This is a genomic window from Mesorhizobium sp. M0306, assembly GCF_040321655.1.
Lineage (GTDB): Bacteria > Pseudomonadota > Alphaproteobacteria > Rhizobiales > Rhizobiaceae > Mesorhizobium.
This window is the reverse complement of the sequence record NZ_JAMYRY010000036.1, coordinates 31,630-47,055: the sequence shown is the minus strand read 5'-3', so window position 1 is coordinate 47,055 and position 15,426 is coordinate 31,630. Positions and strand designations below refer to the sequence as shown.

General features: G+C 60.2%; 16 protein-coding genes and 2 pseudogenes. 7 read left to right on the top strand and 11 right to left on the bottom strand.

Annotated features, from left to right (window positions below):
* The first annotated feature begins 8 nt into the window (after positions 1-8).
* From NKI95_RS30100 to NKI95_RS34555, 4 genes and pseudogenes are all read left to right on the top strand, one after another.
* Positions 9-1,217, top strand: a complete 1,209-nt coding sequence (locus NKI95_RS30100; protein WP_352721395.1) for an agmatinase family protein — start codon at positions 9-11, stop codon at positions 1,215-1,217.
* A gap of 1 nt (position 1,218) precedes the next feature.
* Positions 1,219-1,758, top strand: coding sequence for a hypothetical protein (locus NKI95_RS30095; RefSeq protein ID WP_352721394.1), 540 nt, complete (start codon positions 1,219-1,221; stop codon positions 1,756-1,758).
* Positions 1,759-1,805: 47 nt separating this feature from the next.
* Positions 1,806-2,399 carry a HupE/UreJ family protein gene (locus NKI95_RS30090; RefSeq protein ID WP_352721392.1) on the top strand — a complete coding sequence of 198 codons (594 nt, stop codon included), beginning with the start codon at positions 1,806-1,808 and terminating at the stop codon, positions 2,397-2,399.
* A 265-nt stretch (positions 2,400-2,664) separates the two neighbouring features.
* Positions 2,665-2,919 (top strand): annotated as a pseudogene (locus tag NKI95_RS34555) (IS91 family transposase); the annotation flags it as partial.
* A gap of 132 nt (positions 2,920-3,051) precedes the next feature.
* Here NKI95_RS34555 and NKI95_RS30085 read toward each other — a convergent pair.
* From NKI95_RS30085 to NKI95_RS30070, 4 genes are read right to left on the bottom strand one after another with little or no spacing between them, the layout of a single operon-like run.
* A complete protein-coding gene (locus NKI95_RS30085) occupies positions 3,052-3,825 on the bottom strand; it encodes an ABC transporter permease (RefSeq protein ID WP_352721428.1) in 774 nt (257 codons plus the stop codon).
* Positions 3,809-4,639 carry an ABC transporter ATP-binding protein gene (locus NKI95_RS30080; RefSeq protein ID WP_352721391.1) on the bottom strand — a complete coding sequence of 277 codons (831 nt, stop codon included), beginning with the start codon at positions 4,637-4,639 and terminating at the stop codon, positions 3,809-3,811. The genes NKI95_RS30085 and NKI95_RS30080 overlap by 17 nt, the downstream gene beginning before the upstream one ends.
* A 12-nt stretch (positions 4,640-4,651) precedes the next feature.
* Positions 4,652-5,653 carry an ABC transporter substrate-binding protein gene (locus NKI95_RS30075; RefSeq protein WP_352721389.1) on the bottom strand — a complete coding sequence of 334 codons (1,002 nt, stop codon included), beginning with the start codon at positions 5,651-5,653 and terminating at the stop codon, positions 4,652-4,654.
* 45 nt (positions 5,654-5,698) lie between these two features.
* Entirely contained in the window at positions 5,699-6,781 is a 1,083-nt protein-coding gene (locus tag NKI95_RS30070) for a 4-oxalomesaconate tautomerase (protein ID WP_352721387.1), read from the bottom strand.
* A gap of 115 nt (positions 6,782-6,896) precedes the next feature.
* Here NKI95_RS30070 and NKI95_RS30065 point away from each other — a divergent pair, with 115 nt between their 5' ends.
* Complete coding sequence (locus NKI95_RS30065; protein ID WP_292661417.1) at positions 6,897-7,796, top strand: LysR family transcriptional regulator; 900 nt, start codon at positions 6,897-6,899, stop codon at positions 7,794-7,796.
* A gap of 616 nt (positions 7,797-8,412) precedes the next feature.
* Positions 8,413-8,688, top strand: coding sequence for a plasmid partitioning protein RepB C-terminal domain-containing protein (locus tag NKI95_RS30060; RefSeq protein WP_352721385.1), 276 nt, complete (start codon positions 8,413-8,415; stop codon positions 8,686-8,688).
* On the opposite strand, the pseudogene NKI95_RS30055 reads toward NKI95_RS30060, so the two are convergent.
* From NKI95_RS30055 to NKI95_RS30035, 5 genes and pseudogenes are all read right to left on the bottom strand, one after another.
* Positions 8,618-8,914: pseudogene (locus tag NKI95_RS30055) on the bottom strand (phage integrase N-terminal SAM-like domain-containing protein); the annotation flags it as partial. The gene NKI95_RS30060 and the pseudogene NKI95_RS30055 overlap by 71 nt on opposite strands.
* A gap of 91 nt (positions 8,915-9,005) precedes the next feature.
* Positions 9,006-9,200 carry a hypothetical protein gene (locus NKI95_RS30050; protein WP_352721383.1) on the bottom strand — a complete coding sequence of 65 codons (195 nt, stop codon included), beginning with the start codon at positions 9,198-9,200 and terminating at the stop codon, positions 9,006-9,008.
* A 33-nt stretch (positions 9,201-9,233) separates the two neighbouring features.
* Positions 9,234-9,689 carry a YybH family protein gene (locus NKI95_RS30045; protein ID WP_352721381.1) on the bottom strand — a complete coding sequence of 152 codons (456 nt, stop codon included), beginning with the start codon at positions 9,687-9,689 and terminating at the stop codon, positions 9,234-9,236.
* 273 nt (positions 9,690-9,962) lie between these two features.
* Positions 9,963-11,030, bottom strand: coding sequence for a cyclic nucleotide-gated potassium channel (locus tag NKI95_RS30040; protein WP_352721426.1), 1,068 nt, complete (start codon positions 11,028-11,030; stop codon positions 9,963-9,965).
* Between the two features lie 575 nt (positions 11,031-11,605).
* Positions 11,606-12,487 carry a metal-dependent phosphohydrolase gene (locus tag NKI95_RS30035; RefSeq protein WP_352721380.1) on the bottom strand — a complete coding sequence of 294 codons (882 nt, stop codon included), beginning with the start codon at positions 12,485-12,487 and terminating at the stop codon, positions 11,606-11,608.
* Between the two features lie 147 nt (positions 12,488-12,634).
* Between NKI95_RS30035 and NKI95_RS30030 the strand changes: the two genes are divergently transcribed.
* The gene (locus NKI95_RS30030; protein ID WP_352721379.1) at positions 12,635-12,874 is read left to right on the top strand and encodes a tyrosine-type recombinase/integrase; all 240 of its coding nucleotides are present in this window, start codon (positions 12,635-12,637) and stop codon (positions 12,872-12,874) included.
* Positions 12,875-13,439: 565 nt separating this feature from the next.
* Here NKI95_RS30030 and NKI95_RS30025 read toward each other — a convergent pair.
* Both NKI95_RS30025 and NKI95_RS30020 read right to left on the bottom strand, forming a co-directional pair.
* Positions 13,440-13,721: a hypothetical protein gene (locus NKI95_RS30025; protein ID WP_352721378.1), complete on the bottom strand. Its 282-nt coding sequence runs from the start codon at positions 13,719-13,721 to the stop codon at positions 13,440-13,442.
* Between the two features lie 333 nt (positions 13,722-14,054).
* Positions 14,055-15,389: an NAD(P)/FAD-dependent oxidoreductase gene (locus NKI95_RS30020; RefSeq protein ID WP_352721377.1), complete on the bottom strand. Its 1,335-nt coding sequence runs from the start codon at positions 15,387-15,389 to the stop codon at positions 14,055-14,057.
* Positions 15,390-15,426 lie beyond the last annotated feature (37 nt).

Below are 15,426 nucleotides of genomic sequence, written 5' to 3'. Positions count from 1 at the left end.
AGGTTTTCATGCACAGAGATAGTCCAGAACGCCGGCATCGCCGCGCCGGGCTCACCGACCGCCAGCCACGCCAACGCTTCCACCATCCGAACTTCGAGATCCGCGACATGCAGGGCTGGAAGTCGATCGAGGCGGAAGGAAAGCTGCCCGAGGATGGCTGGCGCAAGGAACAGAAATGGGCACTCGACATGGGCCTGCCCGGATCGGATTCGATCATCGACAAGTCGATCCCGACATTCGCGCGAGGCGAGTTGCCGCATTTCGCCGGCATCAATACCTTCCTCAAGGCGCCTTATGTCGAGAACGTCCGCGATGTCGGCAGGTATGACGCTGCCGTCATGGGCATTCCTTTCGACAGCGGCACCACTTACCGGCCCGGAACCCGCTTCGGGCCGCAAGGCATTCGCCGCATCTCGGCGCTCTACACGCCTTACAATTACGAGCTCGGTGTCGACCTGCGCGAGCAGATGACGCTTTGCGACGCCGGCGACGTCTTCACCATCCCCGCCAATCTCGAAAAGAGCTTCGACCAGATCACCAAGGGCGTCAGCCATGTCGCCTCTTCTGGGGCGCTGCCGATCATGCTCGGCGGCGACCATTCGATCGGATTTCCGTGCGTGCGCGGCATCGCCGACGTGACCTCCAAGCGCATCGGCATCATCCATTTCGACCGCCACATCGACATCCAGGAAAAGGATCTCGACGAACGTATGCACACGACGCCCTGGTATTGGGCGACAAACCTGCCGAACGTCTCGGCCACCAATCTGGTGCAGCTCGGCATCGGCGGCTGGCAGGTGCCCCGCTACGGCGTCGCCGAGGCGCGGAAGCGCGGCACCAACGTGCTGACGATTTCCGATATCGAACAGATGGGGCTGGAGAAGGCGGCGGAGATCGCGCTCGAGCTCGCATGGAAGGACACCGACGCCGTATACATCTCCTTCGATGTCGACAGCATCGATTGCGGTTTCGTGCCGGGCACGGGCTGGCCGGAGCCCGGCGGGTTCCTGCCGCGCGAGGCACTGAAGCTGCTCGGGCTGGTTTCTGCGCCCGGCATCTGCGGACTGGAAGTGGTCGAGGTGTCGCCGCCCTACGACACGTCGGACATCACGGCGCTGTTTGGCGTGCGGGTGGTCGTCGAGGCGCTCGGCTCGATGGTCGCCCACGGCAATCTCGGCAAACACAAATCCATCATCGACAAGCCGACGAGCTTTTGACATGCACGAGGATCATCATCACCACGGCCATGACCATGGCGACGGTCACCATCACGGGCCGAACGGTCATCATCACCATCCGCACCCCGTCGGCCACAACGGGCCGGCCGGCAAGCCGTTGCAATGGCAGACACCGCATCTGCCGCACGACCTCGCGCCCGAACCCGCCGACGCGGGGGCGACGGATCTCGATCTCGTCGAGATCGCGTTTCTCGAAGGGTTTTCGCGGGCGCCCGACCCCTCCAGTTTCCTGCGCCTCGCCGGAATTCCCTTCGTCGGCGAAACCGCCGACGGCATGCGGCTGCATCTCCTGCGCGTCGAGACGCAGGACATGGTCGATGTCGGCGCCGTCATGCCGCTGATTGGTGGCGCCGGCGTCACCTATCACCCGCTGCCCGCGAAACTGACGTCCCGCCGGCGCCGCCTGGCCTTCGTCTACCATGACGGCAGGGGACAAAGCCCCCTCGACTTCGGCGAGGCGCGGCTTCTGGCCGACAGGTCCGGCGCCGCACAATTCACCATGCCAGGGGCCGGACAATGAGCATCGGCCTTGAACCGATCGCACCTCTATCAAACAGGTCCAGAACCATGAACAGAACGCTTTCATTCTTCGGCAGACTCGCCCTGGCAGCCGCCACAACCCTCATCCCCTCATTGGCGTTCGCCCATAGCGGCGGTTTTCATGCCCATGGGTTTGTAGACGGCCTTCAGCACCCGCTGGCCGGTATGGACCACCTGCTTGCCATGATGGCTGTCGGCATCATTGCCGCTCGCGCCGGCGGCAGGGGGATCATCATCGTGCCGTCGTGCTTTGTCTCGGCGATGGTCGCTGGCGCCCTGCTCGGTATCGCCGGCATCGGCCTGCCCTCACTGGAAACCGGCATAGCGCTATCGCTGGTAGTCTTCGGCGCCATGATGATGCTTGCCAAGCCGTCTCCGCTCGCTGTGGCTGCCTCGCTGACTGCCCTCTTCGCCCTCTTCCACGGCAATGCCCACGGCGTCGAAATTCCCGAGACTGCCAGCGGCATCGCTTATGCGGTTGGCTTCGTGGTCGCCACCTCGGCTCTTCACGCGACCGGCGCGTTGGCCGCCCTGACACTTCGGCGCTGGCCGGGAGCCATCCGCACGGCAGGGGTCGGCACGTCGGTGGTCGGTACGGCGTTGGCAGCACAGATCATCTGACCCGCAACCCAGGCATCTGCGATGAACAGGAGGGGAAGGCATGACCAAGCGGCTGACCGTTTGGCAGCGAATTCGGAACATGCTGTATCAGATCCTGAAAATCCGGGCTGAGCGGCTCTGATCACATCCGCCCGAGATCAAACCCGCGACCGGCTTCGTGCCGGCCGCGGTTGTTCCTATGCGCATAGAGGCTTCCCTGAACCATGAGTATTCTGCGCTCAGGCGCGAACCGGTTCGCGCCTGAGGGCAGAATTGTGCCAGCAGGGCGTCGCAGACGATGCCGACGATCGGGGCGGATCCCAAGCATCTCGGTGCGCGCACTGGCATTGCACCTATGTTCCCACTCATCGGAACGGGCGCTGCGGCACCATCCGCATGTCATGCCGGGCAGCCGCATGGCGCCGGACGGAAGCAGGTGGATGTCATCGCGCCCGACCTTCCTCCTCCAGTGCCGGTGCTCGGGGAACTGTTCCGCCGACTCGTCACCCGGCCGATCGCCGTCCATTATGCTGGTAGGCTCCGCCCAAACAACTCTGAGGGGAACGGAACTTGGAGGGCTGGAAAGTCGATACCTCCCAGTGAGTGGGCTTCTCCCTTCTTGGCCAAAGGGAGAACGCCAGTGAACAGGCTTCTCGGTCCCCGCTAATGATCGTTATGCAGGCCGTTCGGTAGCGCTCGGTCGCCACTTGATGAGATGCTTCTCAGCGACGTCCAGGATGCTGTCCATAATCAGCACGAAGATCGCCAGGATCAGGATGCCTGCGAAGACGCCGACCGCATCAAAATTGCCTTCCGCCTGAGCGATCAGATAGCCTAGCCCGGCCGAAGCGCCAAGATATTCGCCGATAATCGCCCCGACGACGGCAAAGCCGACGGATGTGCGCAACGACGACAGAATCCAGCTTGCCGCCGCGGGGAAGTAGACGTGGCGAAGCAAGTCGGACCGCTTGGCTCCCAGAATGCGGGCGTTCGATAGCACCACCGGGTTCACTTCACGGACGCCCTGCATGGCGTTAAAGAAGGTGACGAAGAACACCAGCGTGACCGCGAGCGCCACCTTGGACCAGAGACCGAGGCCGAGCCAAAGTACGAAGATAGGCGCAAGCACGACACGGGGAATTGCATTCAGGCCCTTGATGAAAGGATCCAGAATGCGCGCGGCCGAACGGCTGAGACCGAGCCATACGCCTGCCGCCACGCCAAGTGCCGTTCCGACCAAATAGCCGAGCACGGTTTCCGTCAGAGTGATCGCTACATGTCTATAAAAGCTGGCGTCTATCACCCAGGATACAATCTGTTTGAAGATGTCCACCGGCGCCGGAAAAAAGAAGACGTCGATCACCCCTGCCATAACACCGAGCTGCCAGCCGCCGACAATTGCCACCAAAAGCGCGGCCTGGATAGAGCGTTCAGTCGTGGCGTTCATAGCTTTTCTCCACTTCGCCGCGCAGGGACGACCATATACTGCGATAAAGATCCATGAAGCGTGGATCGAGCTTGATTTCGGCGACGTCGCGCGGGCGTTCAAGGTCGACGGGGAAGCTGTCGATCACGTGCGAGCATGGTCCGGCGGCAAGCACCACGACCCGATCACCGAGAGCAATTGCCTCTTCCAGGTCGTGTGTGATCATCACAACGGCGCGCCGCTCCTCCTGCCAAAGCCGCAACAGCTCATTCTGCATCAGGTGGCGGGTATGAATATCCAGCGCCGAGAAAGGCTCGTCCATCAGGATAACCTTGGGACCAGTAATCAGCACCTGTGCCATCTGCACCCGCTTGCGTTGACCGCCTGAGAGCTGATGCGGATAGCGATGCTCGAAGCCCTTGAGCCCGACTTTCGCCAGCCATCTCATCGACTGCCCACGACGATCGGCAGCGCCGACACCCTTGAACATGGGGCCGAGTTCCACGTTCTCGATCGCGGTCTTCCACGGAAGCAATGCATCCTGCTGGAAGAGATAGCCGATGTCGTTCTGGATCCCGCGCACCGGCTGACCATCGATTGATACGGTGCCACTCGCTGGTTTCAGCAGGCCGGCAACCGCATTGAGTATCGTGCTCTTGCCGCAGCCGGTTGGGCCAACGATGGCGAGGAACTCGCCATCGGAGACCTTCAGATTTACATCTTGCACCGCCACATAGGCACCGAAGGCCATGGTGACCGCGTCGAGGGAAACCATCGACTTTGCTTGATGACGGTTGTTCGCCGGGGGGGCGGTTTTTACTACGGCCAATGCCATGACCTCCTCCTGTCAGTTGGCGGGGACGTTCGGGACCTTGCCGACGAACTCGTTCGTGTAGGTTTTCGCAAGATCGATTTCAGCCGCGGCGACTTTTTCGTTGAAGCTCTTCAGGACGGCAAGCGGCGTCTTGATGTCTTCCTCGTTGATGCGCCCGTCCTTTGAGAAGATCGCTTTCGCGTTCTCGACCGCCTTGACGTAGGTGTCACGATCGCCGGAAATAAACTCCTTCGGCAGCTTTTCGACGATCTCTTCAGCGGAGTGGCTATCCATCCACGCAAGCGCTTTGACAGTCGCATTGGTGACTTTCTGGATGGTTTCCGGATTGGCCTCGATAAAGCTCTGCGTGGCATATAGGACCGAGGTCGGGTAGATCCCACCATAGATCGCTTTGGCGCCCTCGTCGCTGCGCGCGTCGATCAGGATCTTGCCGACACCCTTGGCTTCGATGAAGGTCGCCGCCGGATCGTAGTTGACGAGCAGGTCGACCTTTCCTTGTTCGATCGCCGCAACGGCGGCGGAGCCGGAGCCGACGCCGATCAGCGAAATGTCGTCCGCGGTCAGTCCGTGGCGTTGCAAATAGTAACGAACGAAAAAGTCGGAAGACGAGCCCGGCGAAGTAATACCGATTTTCGCACCTTTGATCGTTTCAGGCTTTGCCGGGTCGAACGTGCTCTTGCTGCCGCCTGCCAGCACGAGACCGGAATTGCGAGCGAGTAGCACGAAGGCCACGACGGCCTTCTTCTGCGCCTGCATCTGGATCGTATGGTCGTAGAAGCCGACGGCGATATCAGTCGAGCCGGCAACAAGCGCCTGAAGTGTCTTTGACCCGCCCGATGCGAAGTTTTCGACGGTCACCTCCAGGCCTTCCTTTTCATAAAGGCCGAGCCCCTGGGCGACCGGAAATGGAAGATTGTTGAGATTGTAAGAGCCGACGCTGATGCGGACCGGTTCCGCGAACGCGGAGCCGACAAACGCGACGGTTGCCGCGAGGGCGAGCATGAGCTTGCGCATAATATTCTCCTCCTGTTTGTGGCGCCCTCCCGGCGGCCACGGTTATTATGCCGCGCAACCCAGTTGCGTGACAGGTTTTGCGAATACATGTCCTTCGAACAGCCGGCGGGCGGTGCGAAGGATTCCGGCGACGACTTTGCCGTCCCTTTCATACAGCTTGACGTCCAGGTGGCCGCTTGGATGCTCTATGGAAAGCACGACTGGAGGCGCACGCACGCCGATCAGGAGCGACGCAACCGTGCCCTGGCTGATACAGGCAGTGGCGATCCCTACGGCGCCCGTGGTTGCCAGCGACGGATGACATTGATGAGGCATAAAATACCGTACGCTGATATCGCCTCCCGACGTTGGCCGGGAAATGAGCACCGGCTTCGGCGTTACCTGATTGCAAACGTCTCCAAGGCCCATCAGTTCGCCGGCGGCGATGCGCAGCTTTTCCAGCCGCGCTAGCAATTCCCTATCGGCATTCAGTTCAGCCGCTGACTCGAAGCCGCTTGCGCCGATCGAGTTTGCCTCGATCAATATCATCGGCATGGCGCAGTCGATGCAGGTGACAGCCACACCATCGATCAAGTCGACTGGTCTGCCTGTGGGAAACAGCTGTCCCGTACGGGCCCCCGCTGCGTCCATGAAGGTCAGTGCGATTGGCGCCGCACGGCCGGGCACGCCGTCAATCGCAGCTTCACCGAGATAGGAGACGCTGCCGTTTGGAGTGGGAACTTCGGCCTCGATCAGCTTGCTGGTGTTGACGTTGTGGATTCGGACGAGCGTCGTTTCTCCACGAACCGGGACAAGTCCAGCTTCGATGGCAAACGGACCGACCGCAGCCAGCATATTGCCGCAGTTCGGCGAAGTGTCGACAATCTGTTGATCGACCCGCACCTGGGCAAAGAGATAGTCCACGTCGGCGCCAGGAATGCTGGCAGGTCCGACGATAGCCACCTTGCTCGTGACCGGGTTGCCGCCACCGATGCCGTCTATCTGTAACGGATGGCCCGAGCCCATGACGGACAGTAGGATCTCGTCACGCTGCGCGGCAGCCGTGGGAAGATCGCTTGCCAGGAAGAACGGACCCTTCGAGGTGCCGCCTCTCATCAGGACGCAAGGGATCGCGAACAGGTCGTTCATCGCTTGTGCTTCCATCGGAATTATGTCACCGCCGTATCAATCAGCGCTCTTTGATCCAATTATCGGAAGAAGGCTTTTATTTGTGAAATGCTAAGAATCGGGGGATTGATGCAAGATGAGCATTAATTGCGAGATCCTTGACCTTCGCGCCTTCCTGAGCGTCGTAGAGTTGGAGAGCTTCCATGGCGCGGCCGACGCCTTGCATCTCTCACAGCCTGCGTTGAGTCGACGCATTCAAAAGCTGGAGCAGGTTATCGGGTCGCCCCTCCTGGAGCGGACAACCAGGCGTGTATCCGCGACTGCTCTGGGTACAGAGCTCGTGCCGCTCGTCCGACGCATGCTGGAGGAGTTCGATGGCTCTCTGTTTGCTGTCCGTGACGTTGGACCCAATCGAGGCGGATTGGTGACGATCGCATGCCTCCCTACCGCGGCATTCTACTTCCTGCCCACCGTCATCCGACAGTTCAATGAGGAGTACCCGAACATCCGCTTTCGCATCCTGGACTTGCCGGCGACCGACGGTCTTCAGGCCGTGGCACGCGGGGAGGTGGAGTTCGGCATAAACATCATGGGCACGTCCGATCCGGACCTGACCTTCGAGCGGCTCGCGGAAGACCCATTCGTGCTTGCAGCGCGCAAGGATCACCTGCTTGCAGCAAAACCATGGGTGGAGTGGGCGGAGTTGGAGCCCTATCATCTGATCACGGTTCATCGATCAAGTGGCAACAGAACGCTGCTCGACGCGGCACTGGCCAAATCGAACATCAAGCTTCGCTGGTTCTACGAGGTAACGCATCTGTCCACCTCCCTCGGGTTGGTGGAGGCAGGCCTCGGGATTTCGGTGCTGCCACGAATGGCAACCCCGCAAGAAGACCATCCTTTTCTGATTACCCGCCCCATCCGCAATCCCGAGATATCACGCACTATCGGCGTGGTTCGCCGTCGCGGCGGCACCTTGTCGCCGGCGGCAGAGCGATTTCTCAAGATGCTGATCGATGTATGGGGAACTGATTGAAATGCTCTAGGAAGTTCACGGTTGCACCATAGCCGCCGGGAGCGCAGATCTCGGAAGTCGCAGGCAGCGGCGAGAGCCGCCCTTCTTGGACCAATCTGAAAATGTGGCGATTGAGAATGAACCGACGCTATCGGGAAGCATTTGGCTGAAGCGGACGTTCTGCTGACACCCATTATCTGCAGCCGATGTGTGCTTCGTAGCTGGCGGGATGTGAGCGTCCCCCTGAGCGCGCTCCTGCATGGCGACATTCGGACGGAATTGTGTCCGCGTGCTCGACCGAATCCAACAACGGCAACGTCCGCTTCCTGACGTCCAGCCTGCGCAGTCAAGAGGCGCTTCGATGGCCGCTGGCGGATGACCGAGAGCCGGTCGGATACTTTGCTGGCCTGATTGGCAGCGCGAACGACGTTACACAAAAATACTTGGCGGAGCGGGTTAAGGTGTTAGCAACAGACGCGCACGGCACCACTTGGCCGTGGGCCAGAACACCGCCAGATTTCTGTCCTGGAAATTGCGGAATGCCGATTCGACTCTCGCTGAAAGGAATCTGCCCGGAAGTGGCCGAAATGCTCAATGACCGTTTCGTGCCACGAATAGTTTCATTGAACTACGGAAGTTGGCCCCGGTTCGTCAGATCGAGGCGGCGCAATTGATGATCGCGATGAACAAGTTCTCGGTCAACTACGCAAAATCCCTGGTTGGCGCGACGCCGCAGTCGCAACTTGCCGAGACGTCGCAGCCGAAAAAGCTATCCGGTCTTAGCGACGCGCAAATCGCATTGATGGAGAACGAGTCCGCCAACGTCGATAAGGAATACCGGCTTATCGAGGAGAGCTACGGATCTGACCATCTGGATCTAGTGGCGGCCACGGCTTGCGCGGATATCGGGTGACCACCAGCGCACGCGCCAGATCGCGTCGCTTCAGCGTCACCGTGAACAGGAAGCGTAGCGCCGAAACCGCACCGTTGATCGTCGCAGGGCCCACGCCGTTCTCGTGCTGATACAGCTGGAAGCGCCGGATGTCGTCGGTCGTCGCGGTGTCGGGAGCGCGGCCAAGGAACGCGGCAAAGCGCCGGACATGACGAACGCAATCCTGCTGCGTATGCGGTCCCAGGTTGCGAGCTTGATGAGCGGAACACTCTTGGGAATGCTCTGAAGATCAATACCCTCGACACCGGCCCCCAAATAGACGACGGCGCTTAGCCCCGTCATGGCTCAAAAAAGCCAGGACTGGCGCCCTTGTCGATCAGCACAACATCTATGTCACTTTTGTCCCCGGCGTCTGGCCAGAGCCTGAACTCCAGCTGCGGCACACGGCTTTTTAGCTCAGCAGCCCATACTTGTGCATCAATGTAGTCAGGATACTCATTGACCATCAGAACGGTAATTGGTTCATCCGACACTTCGCCCTCCCGGTCTCAGGGGTCACGGCATCCCTATCGGGCCGCACCCAAGTTCCAGATGTCCCGATGCAGACGCCATGTCCCATCGTCGCCTTTTTTCCAGACGACAATGTACTTGCCTGCGACGGTGGAGGGGTCGCCGCTTTTGCTCGGCACACCGAGCGTAAATGCGCCAACTTCGTAGGCGAGATTCCCGCTCCCTTCTACTTCCAGCGCCTTTAGGGTGAGATTCTTCATCCCGGCCTTGATTGCGCCCTGCCAGAATTCTTCCACGCGCTTGCGGCCATCGATGCGCTTGCTGTCGGGCGGCAGCAGTGCGGCATCGTCCGTATACATCTGACCCACCGCTGCCGCGTTTCCGCTGTTGAAGGCATCCATGAATTTTGTCGACGCCGCTTCGATGTCCTCGCGAGCCGACTGGGCGGCCGCAGACAATGCAGGGGAAAGAAGCAGCAAAGCAGCAAATGCAAATGACTTAGCCAGTCTCATTTTGTCCTCCCTTTGCGTGCTCCACATGCCCACCCGATGGATAGCGGCCAATCCAACTGCGCCGCGGGTGCGCTCAACGGCCAGACGCGGCTTACATTAGGTTTTTCTGATATGATAGCGCAAGCACAGTTGCGGCCCTCTGAATGACCGAACTTCCACGTGCCGTCCAGAACCTCCGCGCGTGGCCGATAGAGCCGCACCATGTAGTTCACCATCGGCAGGCAATTGGCAGCCTTGCCGTCGCATCCTCCTCCTGACGAACACCTAGTACGGTCAACCCTTAGGTGCCGCGCCGCGCCGCTCGAGCGCGGTCTTACGGATGATTTCCGCGATCTCCGGGCTGCTGCTGCACAGCATCTGGAAATCCGCCGAGTGCAGCGACAGGAGTGAGACCACCGTTATGGCGCTGACGGTCGCCGAGCGCGGTTCGCCGCTGATCAGCGCCATCTCGCCGAAGAAGGCGCCAGGGCCAAGCTCCACCGGGTTCGGCGTCGCGACGCTGACGCGCCCCTCCACGACGAAGAACATCTGATCACCGGTCTCGCCATTGCGGCAGATCACAGCGCCCGCCGGCACGATACGAGGTCGTAATGCGCGCACGATCTCGACTAGTGTGGCCGGGCCGAGCTTCTGAAACAACGGCACGGCGGCGACCAATTGCCAATTACGGACGAAATCCTCGCGACGGACTTCTTGGTAAAAGCCGGTGGCAAGAATGCCAGCCCAGAGCGCGAAGATGCCGATGCCACTCATCATGACCGCCCCGGCAAGGACGCGGCCGGCGAAGCTTTGCGGAATAGCGTCGCCATAGCCGGTAGTGGACAGCGTGACCACCGCCCACCACATTGCCTGGGGGATGCTGCCGAACTTTTCCGGTTGGACGTCGCGCTCGATGACATAGGCCGCGAGCGAAACACCGAATAGAACGATGCCGAAGACCGTGGTGACGCCGATCAGGTTGCGCGCTTCGTTGGTCAGGATCCTGCCCAGCAGCGGGAAGAAAGTCGAGTCGCGCAGCGGTTTCAGCAGCCAGACAGCACAGTAGAGGCTCCGGTCGGGCGTGCCGACGAGCAGAAATGCGGCTAGTGGAACCAAAACCGCGAGCACATCAATGGCGATTGCCGCCGTCCTGTCCCGAACGTCTCCCGCCCGGCGCTTGAGCAGCGTCTCGGCCAGTTCCAGGAGATAGACGCCCCAAATGACCGCGAGCACGGCAGCCAAAGCCAGTCTGCTTCGTCCGGACATGTCAGGTGTCGTGAGCGCAGCCACCGCCACAAGCCCAGTCGCAGCCAGCAGCGCGTTGAGCGGCGCGTAAATTCTTAAGAAAGGCAGTACCGACATTCTATGCCCACGAGCGGCTACTATCCTCCAGAATAGGATGCCTTCAAGGCAAGCGCAAAGGTGCTTACTGTCGCTGCGATGTGCATCACCAACGGTGAACTCAGATGTCCGGGAAAGTGAACTGACACGCCACAACCGACGAGAATGACCCGATTCGGACAATTGCAATAGATTCCGCGAAGGTCAGCTTCGGAGAAAAGGCGACATGGGATCGCGACGGAAAAACTGACATATCGGACGCCGCAACGCGTGGCGGCAGAAGCGCCAAGCTGGCTGGTGATCATCATGTCGGTTCGTCTAGTACCAGGCGTCGGGCGCCAAGCTCGCCTTCCGGCCTGAGCTAACAGGCCAGCCGAACCTCATCGGCCAATCTCAACCGGTTCGCCATCAGGGTTTCGTCCGGATTCCGGTCCGGGCAAGCCTCAATGCCGTCGAGAACCCCAAATGCGGCATGTTGAGCATTTCGCCTTCTCGCGATCGTGGCAAGGCAGCTCGACCCGGCGTTCATCTTCGTCGACAGCCGCCGGATGCCGGCTTGGCACAGGTGGAAAAGGAAACAATCCCGGGCTCTTAAGTTACACCGAAAGGCTCGCCGAGGTCGGCTGCAACACGCCGGGGAACGGCCCGATCCTGGCTGGGCGATGCCCGGACTGGAAGAGGTTGCTGTGGAGGTTGGCGATCCACTGCTTGCCTTCGGTCGTCAGCTCCAGATAGCGGATCGCGTCGCCGATATAGGGCTCTACCTGCAGCGTGAAGAAATCGGTGAAGATGGCGCCGAGATCGGCGGCGGTCTTGCAGCCGAGCTTTTCCACCATTCCGATCTCAGAGAACTCGGCAAACAGCGCCGGCAGCTTGCGGTGGTAGAAGGGATCAGCGAGTTGGCCGATCAGGTCCGCGGCCCTGACCAGCGCCGGCTCGGTGTTGGTGACCTGGTAGGCCGGATCGTTCGGCACCGGAAAGCGCGTCATCTCGATCGCCTCGACAATGCGCTCCTCGTTGATGAACTTCGAGGAAGCAAAACGCTGGCGCGCATAGATCTTGGCGCGCTCGATATGATAGGGCGCAAGAACCGCGTCGGAGGCGCCCCGCGGTGGCGTATGGCGGTCGCCGGAGTCGTTAATGACGAAGCTGTCCTCGGTGTCGCCCTGGCATACGCCGTGCACCATGCCAATGTCGTGGACAAGCAGCGCGCAGGTATAATGCAGCCAGTCATCGGGAGTCAGGGATTCCGAAAGCAGCCGGCCGCGGATGATCTGCTGGCCAGCGAGCGTAACCATCAGTGTATGCTCGATGTTGTGATAGAGCGCGTTCGAATTGCCGATACGCTCCAGGACAAGGCGGGCCGCCCCGCCTATGTAACTCGCATATTCCGGATTGCGATGCGAGAAATACTGGAGATAGAGTTCTGACAGATAATCGCCGAGCCGGTCGGCCATTATGGAGATTGGATTGAGCATGACAATCGTTCCTGGGCGCTTTGAAGCACGACAAGTCGCGCCGCGTGGCGGCCATCCTAGCACGGTTCCGGCGTAGATCTTATCTTAGGACCAAGGCCGCCAAGGCAGCGGCGACTACCGAATGCTGCTGCGGTCGCCATCACCGGCATGATGGCACATTGGAACAAGCAGGCCGGCATTCCGGACGGCTACACCTTGCACCGTCTGCGCCGCACCTTCGGCACGCATCTCGCCGAATGCAACATCCAGGCACGCGCCATTATGGAAGCGATGGGACATTCCTCGATGACGGTGACGGACGCGTACGTACGGAAGGCCAACAAGAAGCGGATGGCCGTCGACATCGCCCCGCCATCAACAAGCGGGAGGCGAAACGCGACGCTATAAAGCAGCGGACACCGCTATGCGTCATCAAATGAATGGTTTCAATCGGACCGGTGCAGGGCGGCTTATCGGCCGCTTTTTTTGTTGGGCCCATAATGGGCCCAAAACGTTTTGGGCCGAGGCACTTTTTTATCAATAGAATCAATGGTTATGGTGGGCCCGGAGGGTCAACGTTTTCTACACAAAATCAGTATGTTAGCGGCTGGTTCGCCAATCCATATCTCTCGTATGATCTCGTATGGTTTGGCGAACCGAAAGACCAAGAGGAGGAGTGATCTAAAGCACGCCTAGCTGGCAACATTCTCACGGGCTGCCCTCAAGCTGCGATCGTCTTGCATCAGTTTGGACCCACCCTCAACACATTTCAGAATGGCATCCAACGGCATGCCATGACCCATTCCAGTCGTTCCCGCCACGCCTCATGAACGACTGCTTTGCGCCTGACGGCAGTCATTCCTACGATCCTGTCGGTTCACCAGAAGCGGACATCGCTAATGCACAGGCCACAGGCAGCTTTGCGCCGCGAAGCTGCCTTGCCAGAGCTTGACCAAGACCGGTCTGGTCTTGATCAATGCGCCGCGCCGTCGGACGCGTGCAGCAGTCTCCAGGTCAAGCCGATGCGGCCCTCGAACTGGGATGCAAAATGTTCGGCGGCGACGCCTTCCAGTCCGTCATCGACAAGAGCCTCGATGCTTCGTCGCACCAGCGCGAGCTGCATCTCGCGGGCGTGTGCCAGGTCTGCCTCTCTCATGATTTCCGTGACGTGGTAGGCGACAACTGGCTGGCCGAGGCAAGACATGAGCGCGCTCGCTTCTGACGTCACTGCCGTAACTGCGTCTTCGATATTCATTCTGGCGCTCCTCATCAAACATGATGCTGGCGCCTCCCCATAAGACGACGGTGTTCCGTCGCTTCATTTTTTATTTCGACTGCCGTGAATGAAAGTGGCAGGTGCGCGAACAGGAGAATTACCCTCTGGTTCCAGTCTCCTTGAGCAGCCTCGCTACCCAAATCAGTATGCTGCAAAATTGAATTAAAGGCGACCGGATAGTTAATCGATGGTTAATGGCGGCGCTCGCATCTCAGGGGTTCGCGCATGAAACATCGGGCAGGTCCGCCTTGCGCTCCAGGTCGGGCGTCCGAATTCAGATGGTCCATGACGCGATCACAGGGGAAAGAAAGCTCATGATCGCCCTTCCCTTCCATTGCGTCGGAACATCGCGCGCCTATCCCTCCACTCGTAGAGTGAATAGACAATCGGGATGAACCACGGCCTTCCCCGGTAGAAGGGCACTGCCTTCGGCGCTGGATCGAAGTCGAAGGCCGATCGCGCCTTCTCTGTCTCGCCAAGAAGTTTGAAGGCTGCCTTCTTGCCGAGCCAGCGTGCCCAAACCACGCCGGAGCCGCAGAAGCCAGTGGCGTAGACCGTGTCTCCCGAAGTAAACAGGCGTGGAACCATGTCCCGGTTCATTGCGACCTGGCCGAACCAGCTATGCGTAAGACCAATACCTGCCAGTTCGGGGAATATGCGGCCAAGTTCGGAGCGCAGGTGCGTGGTGGGGGCAAGCGGGTCGCCTTCCGTCGTGCCGTCGCGCCCGCCAAAGAGAATGCGCGAGCCGTCTGGCGATGGACGGTAGTAGTAGCTGAGCTGCCTCGTGTCGCCGTACATCATGCGCTTGGGCATCAGGCGCTCCATAACGCCGTCACCCAGGGGCTCAGTGGCGACGATGCGGCTGCGCACGGGCACGAGACGACGGCGAAGCCAGGGATCGAAGCCGTCAGTATAGGCGTTGGTGCATACCAGCACCTTCTTGGCGAACACCTCGCCGCGCGATGTGGCGACACGCACCCCGCCCACCTCAGCACTCGTCCCCAGAACCGCGGTGTTCTCATGAATGACCGCATCTGTCGCCCGGGCGATTCGCAGTATGCCGGAAAGCAGCTTGGCGGGATGCAGCCCACCAATATCCATGCGCACGAAACCGCCAGCGTAGAAGTCGGTTCCGACGTATTGCGACACTTCTGGGCGGGCAACTGAATACGCCTCAATCCCGAGAAACCGTTGCAATAGCTCGGCATAGCGGCTCAATTCGTCACATTCGTGTTGATTTATCGCTCCATCGAAAAGGCCAGATAGGAAAAAGTCACACTCGACCTTCTCCTCTTCAAGAAAGCGCCAAAGATCCTCTCGCGCAGCCTTTCCCTCCATCAGGATGCCGTTGGCACGAGCTTCTCCAAACCTCCGGATCAATTGTTTTCGGCCCGGCCTTATGCTGCCGCTCGCCATGCCGCCGTTGCGGCTGGATGCGGCTTGCCCTATCGGTAGCCGGTCGAAAAGCTGAACGCTGCGCCCGGCCCTCGCAAGCTCAATGGCTGCGGATAGGCCCGCATAGCCGCCCCCGACGATGGCGACGTCGCATCGAGGGACCACCGGCCGCACCGGCAAGGAAGAGAACGCGCAGTCATCCCACCAATACGGCACGGATTTGAATTGGCGCGCGGAATCTTCGATACTCATGGTGTGCCTCTTGGTTCAGGCAGCTCGGACGTAGTTC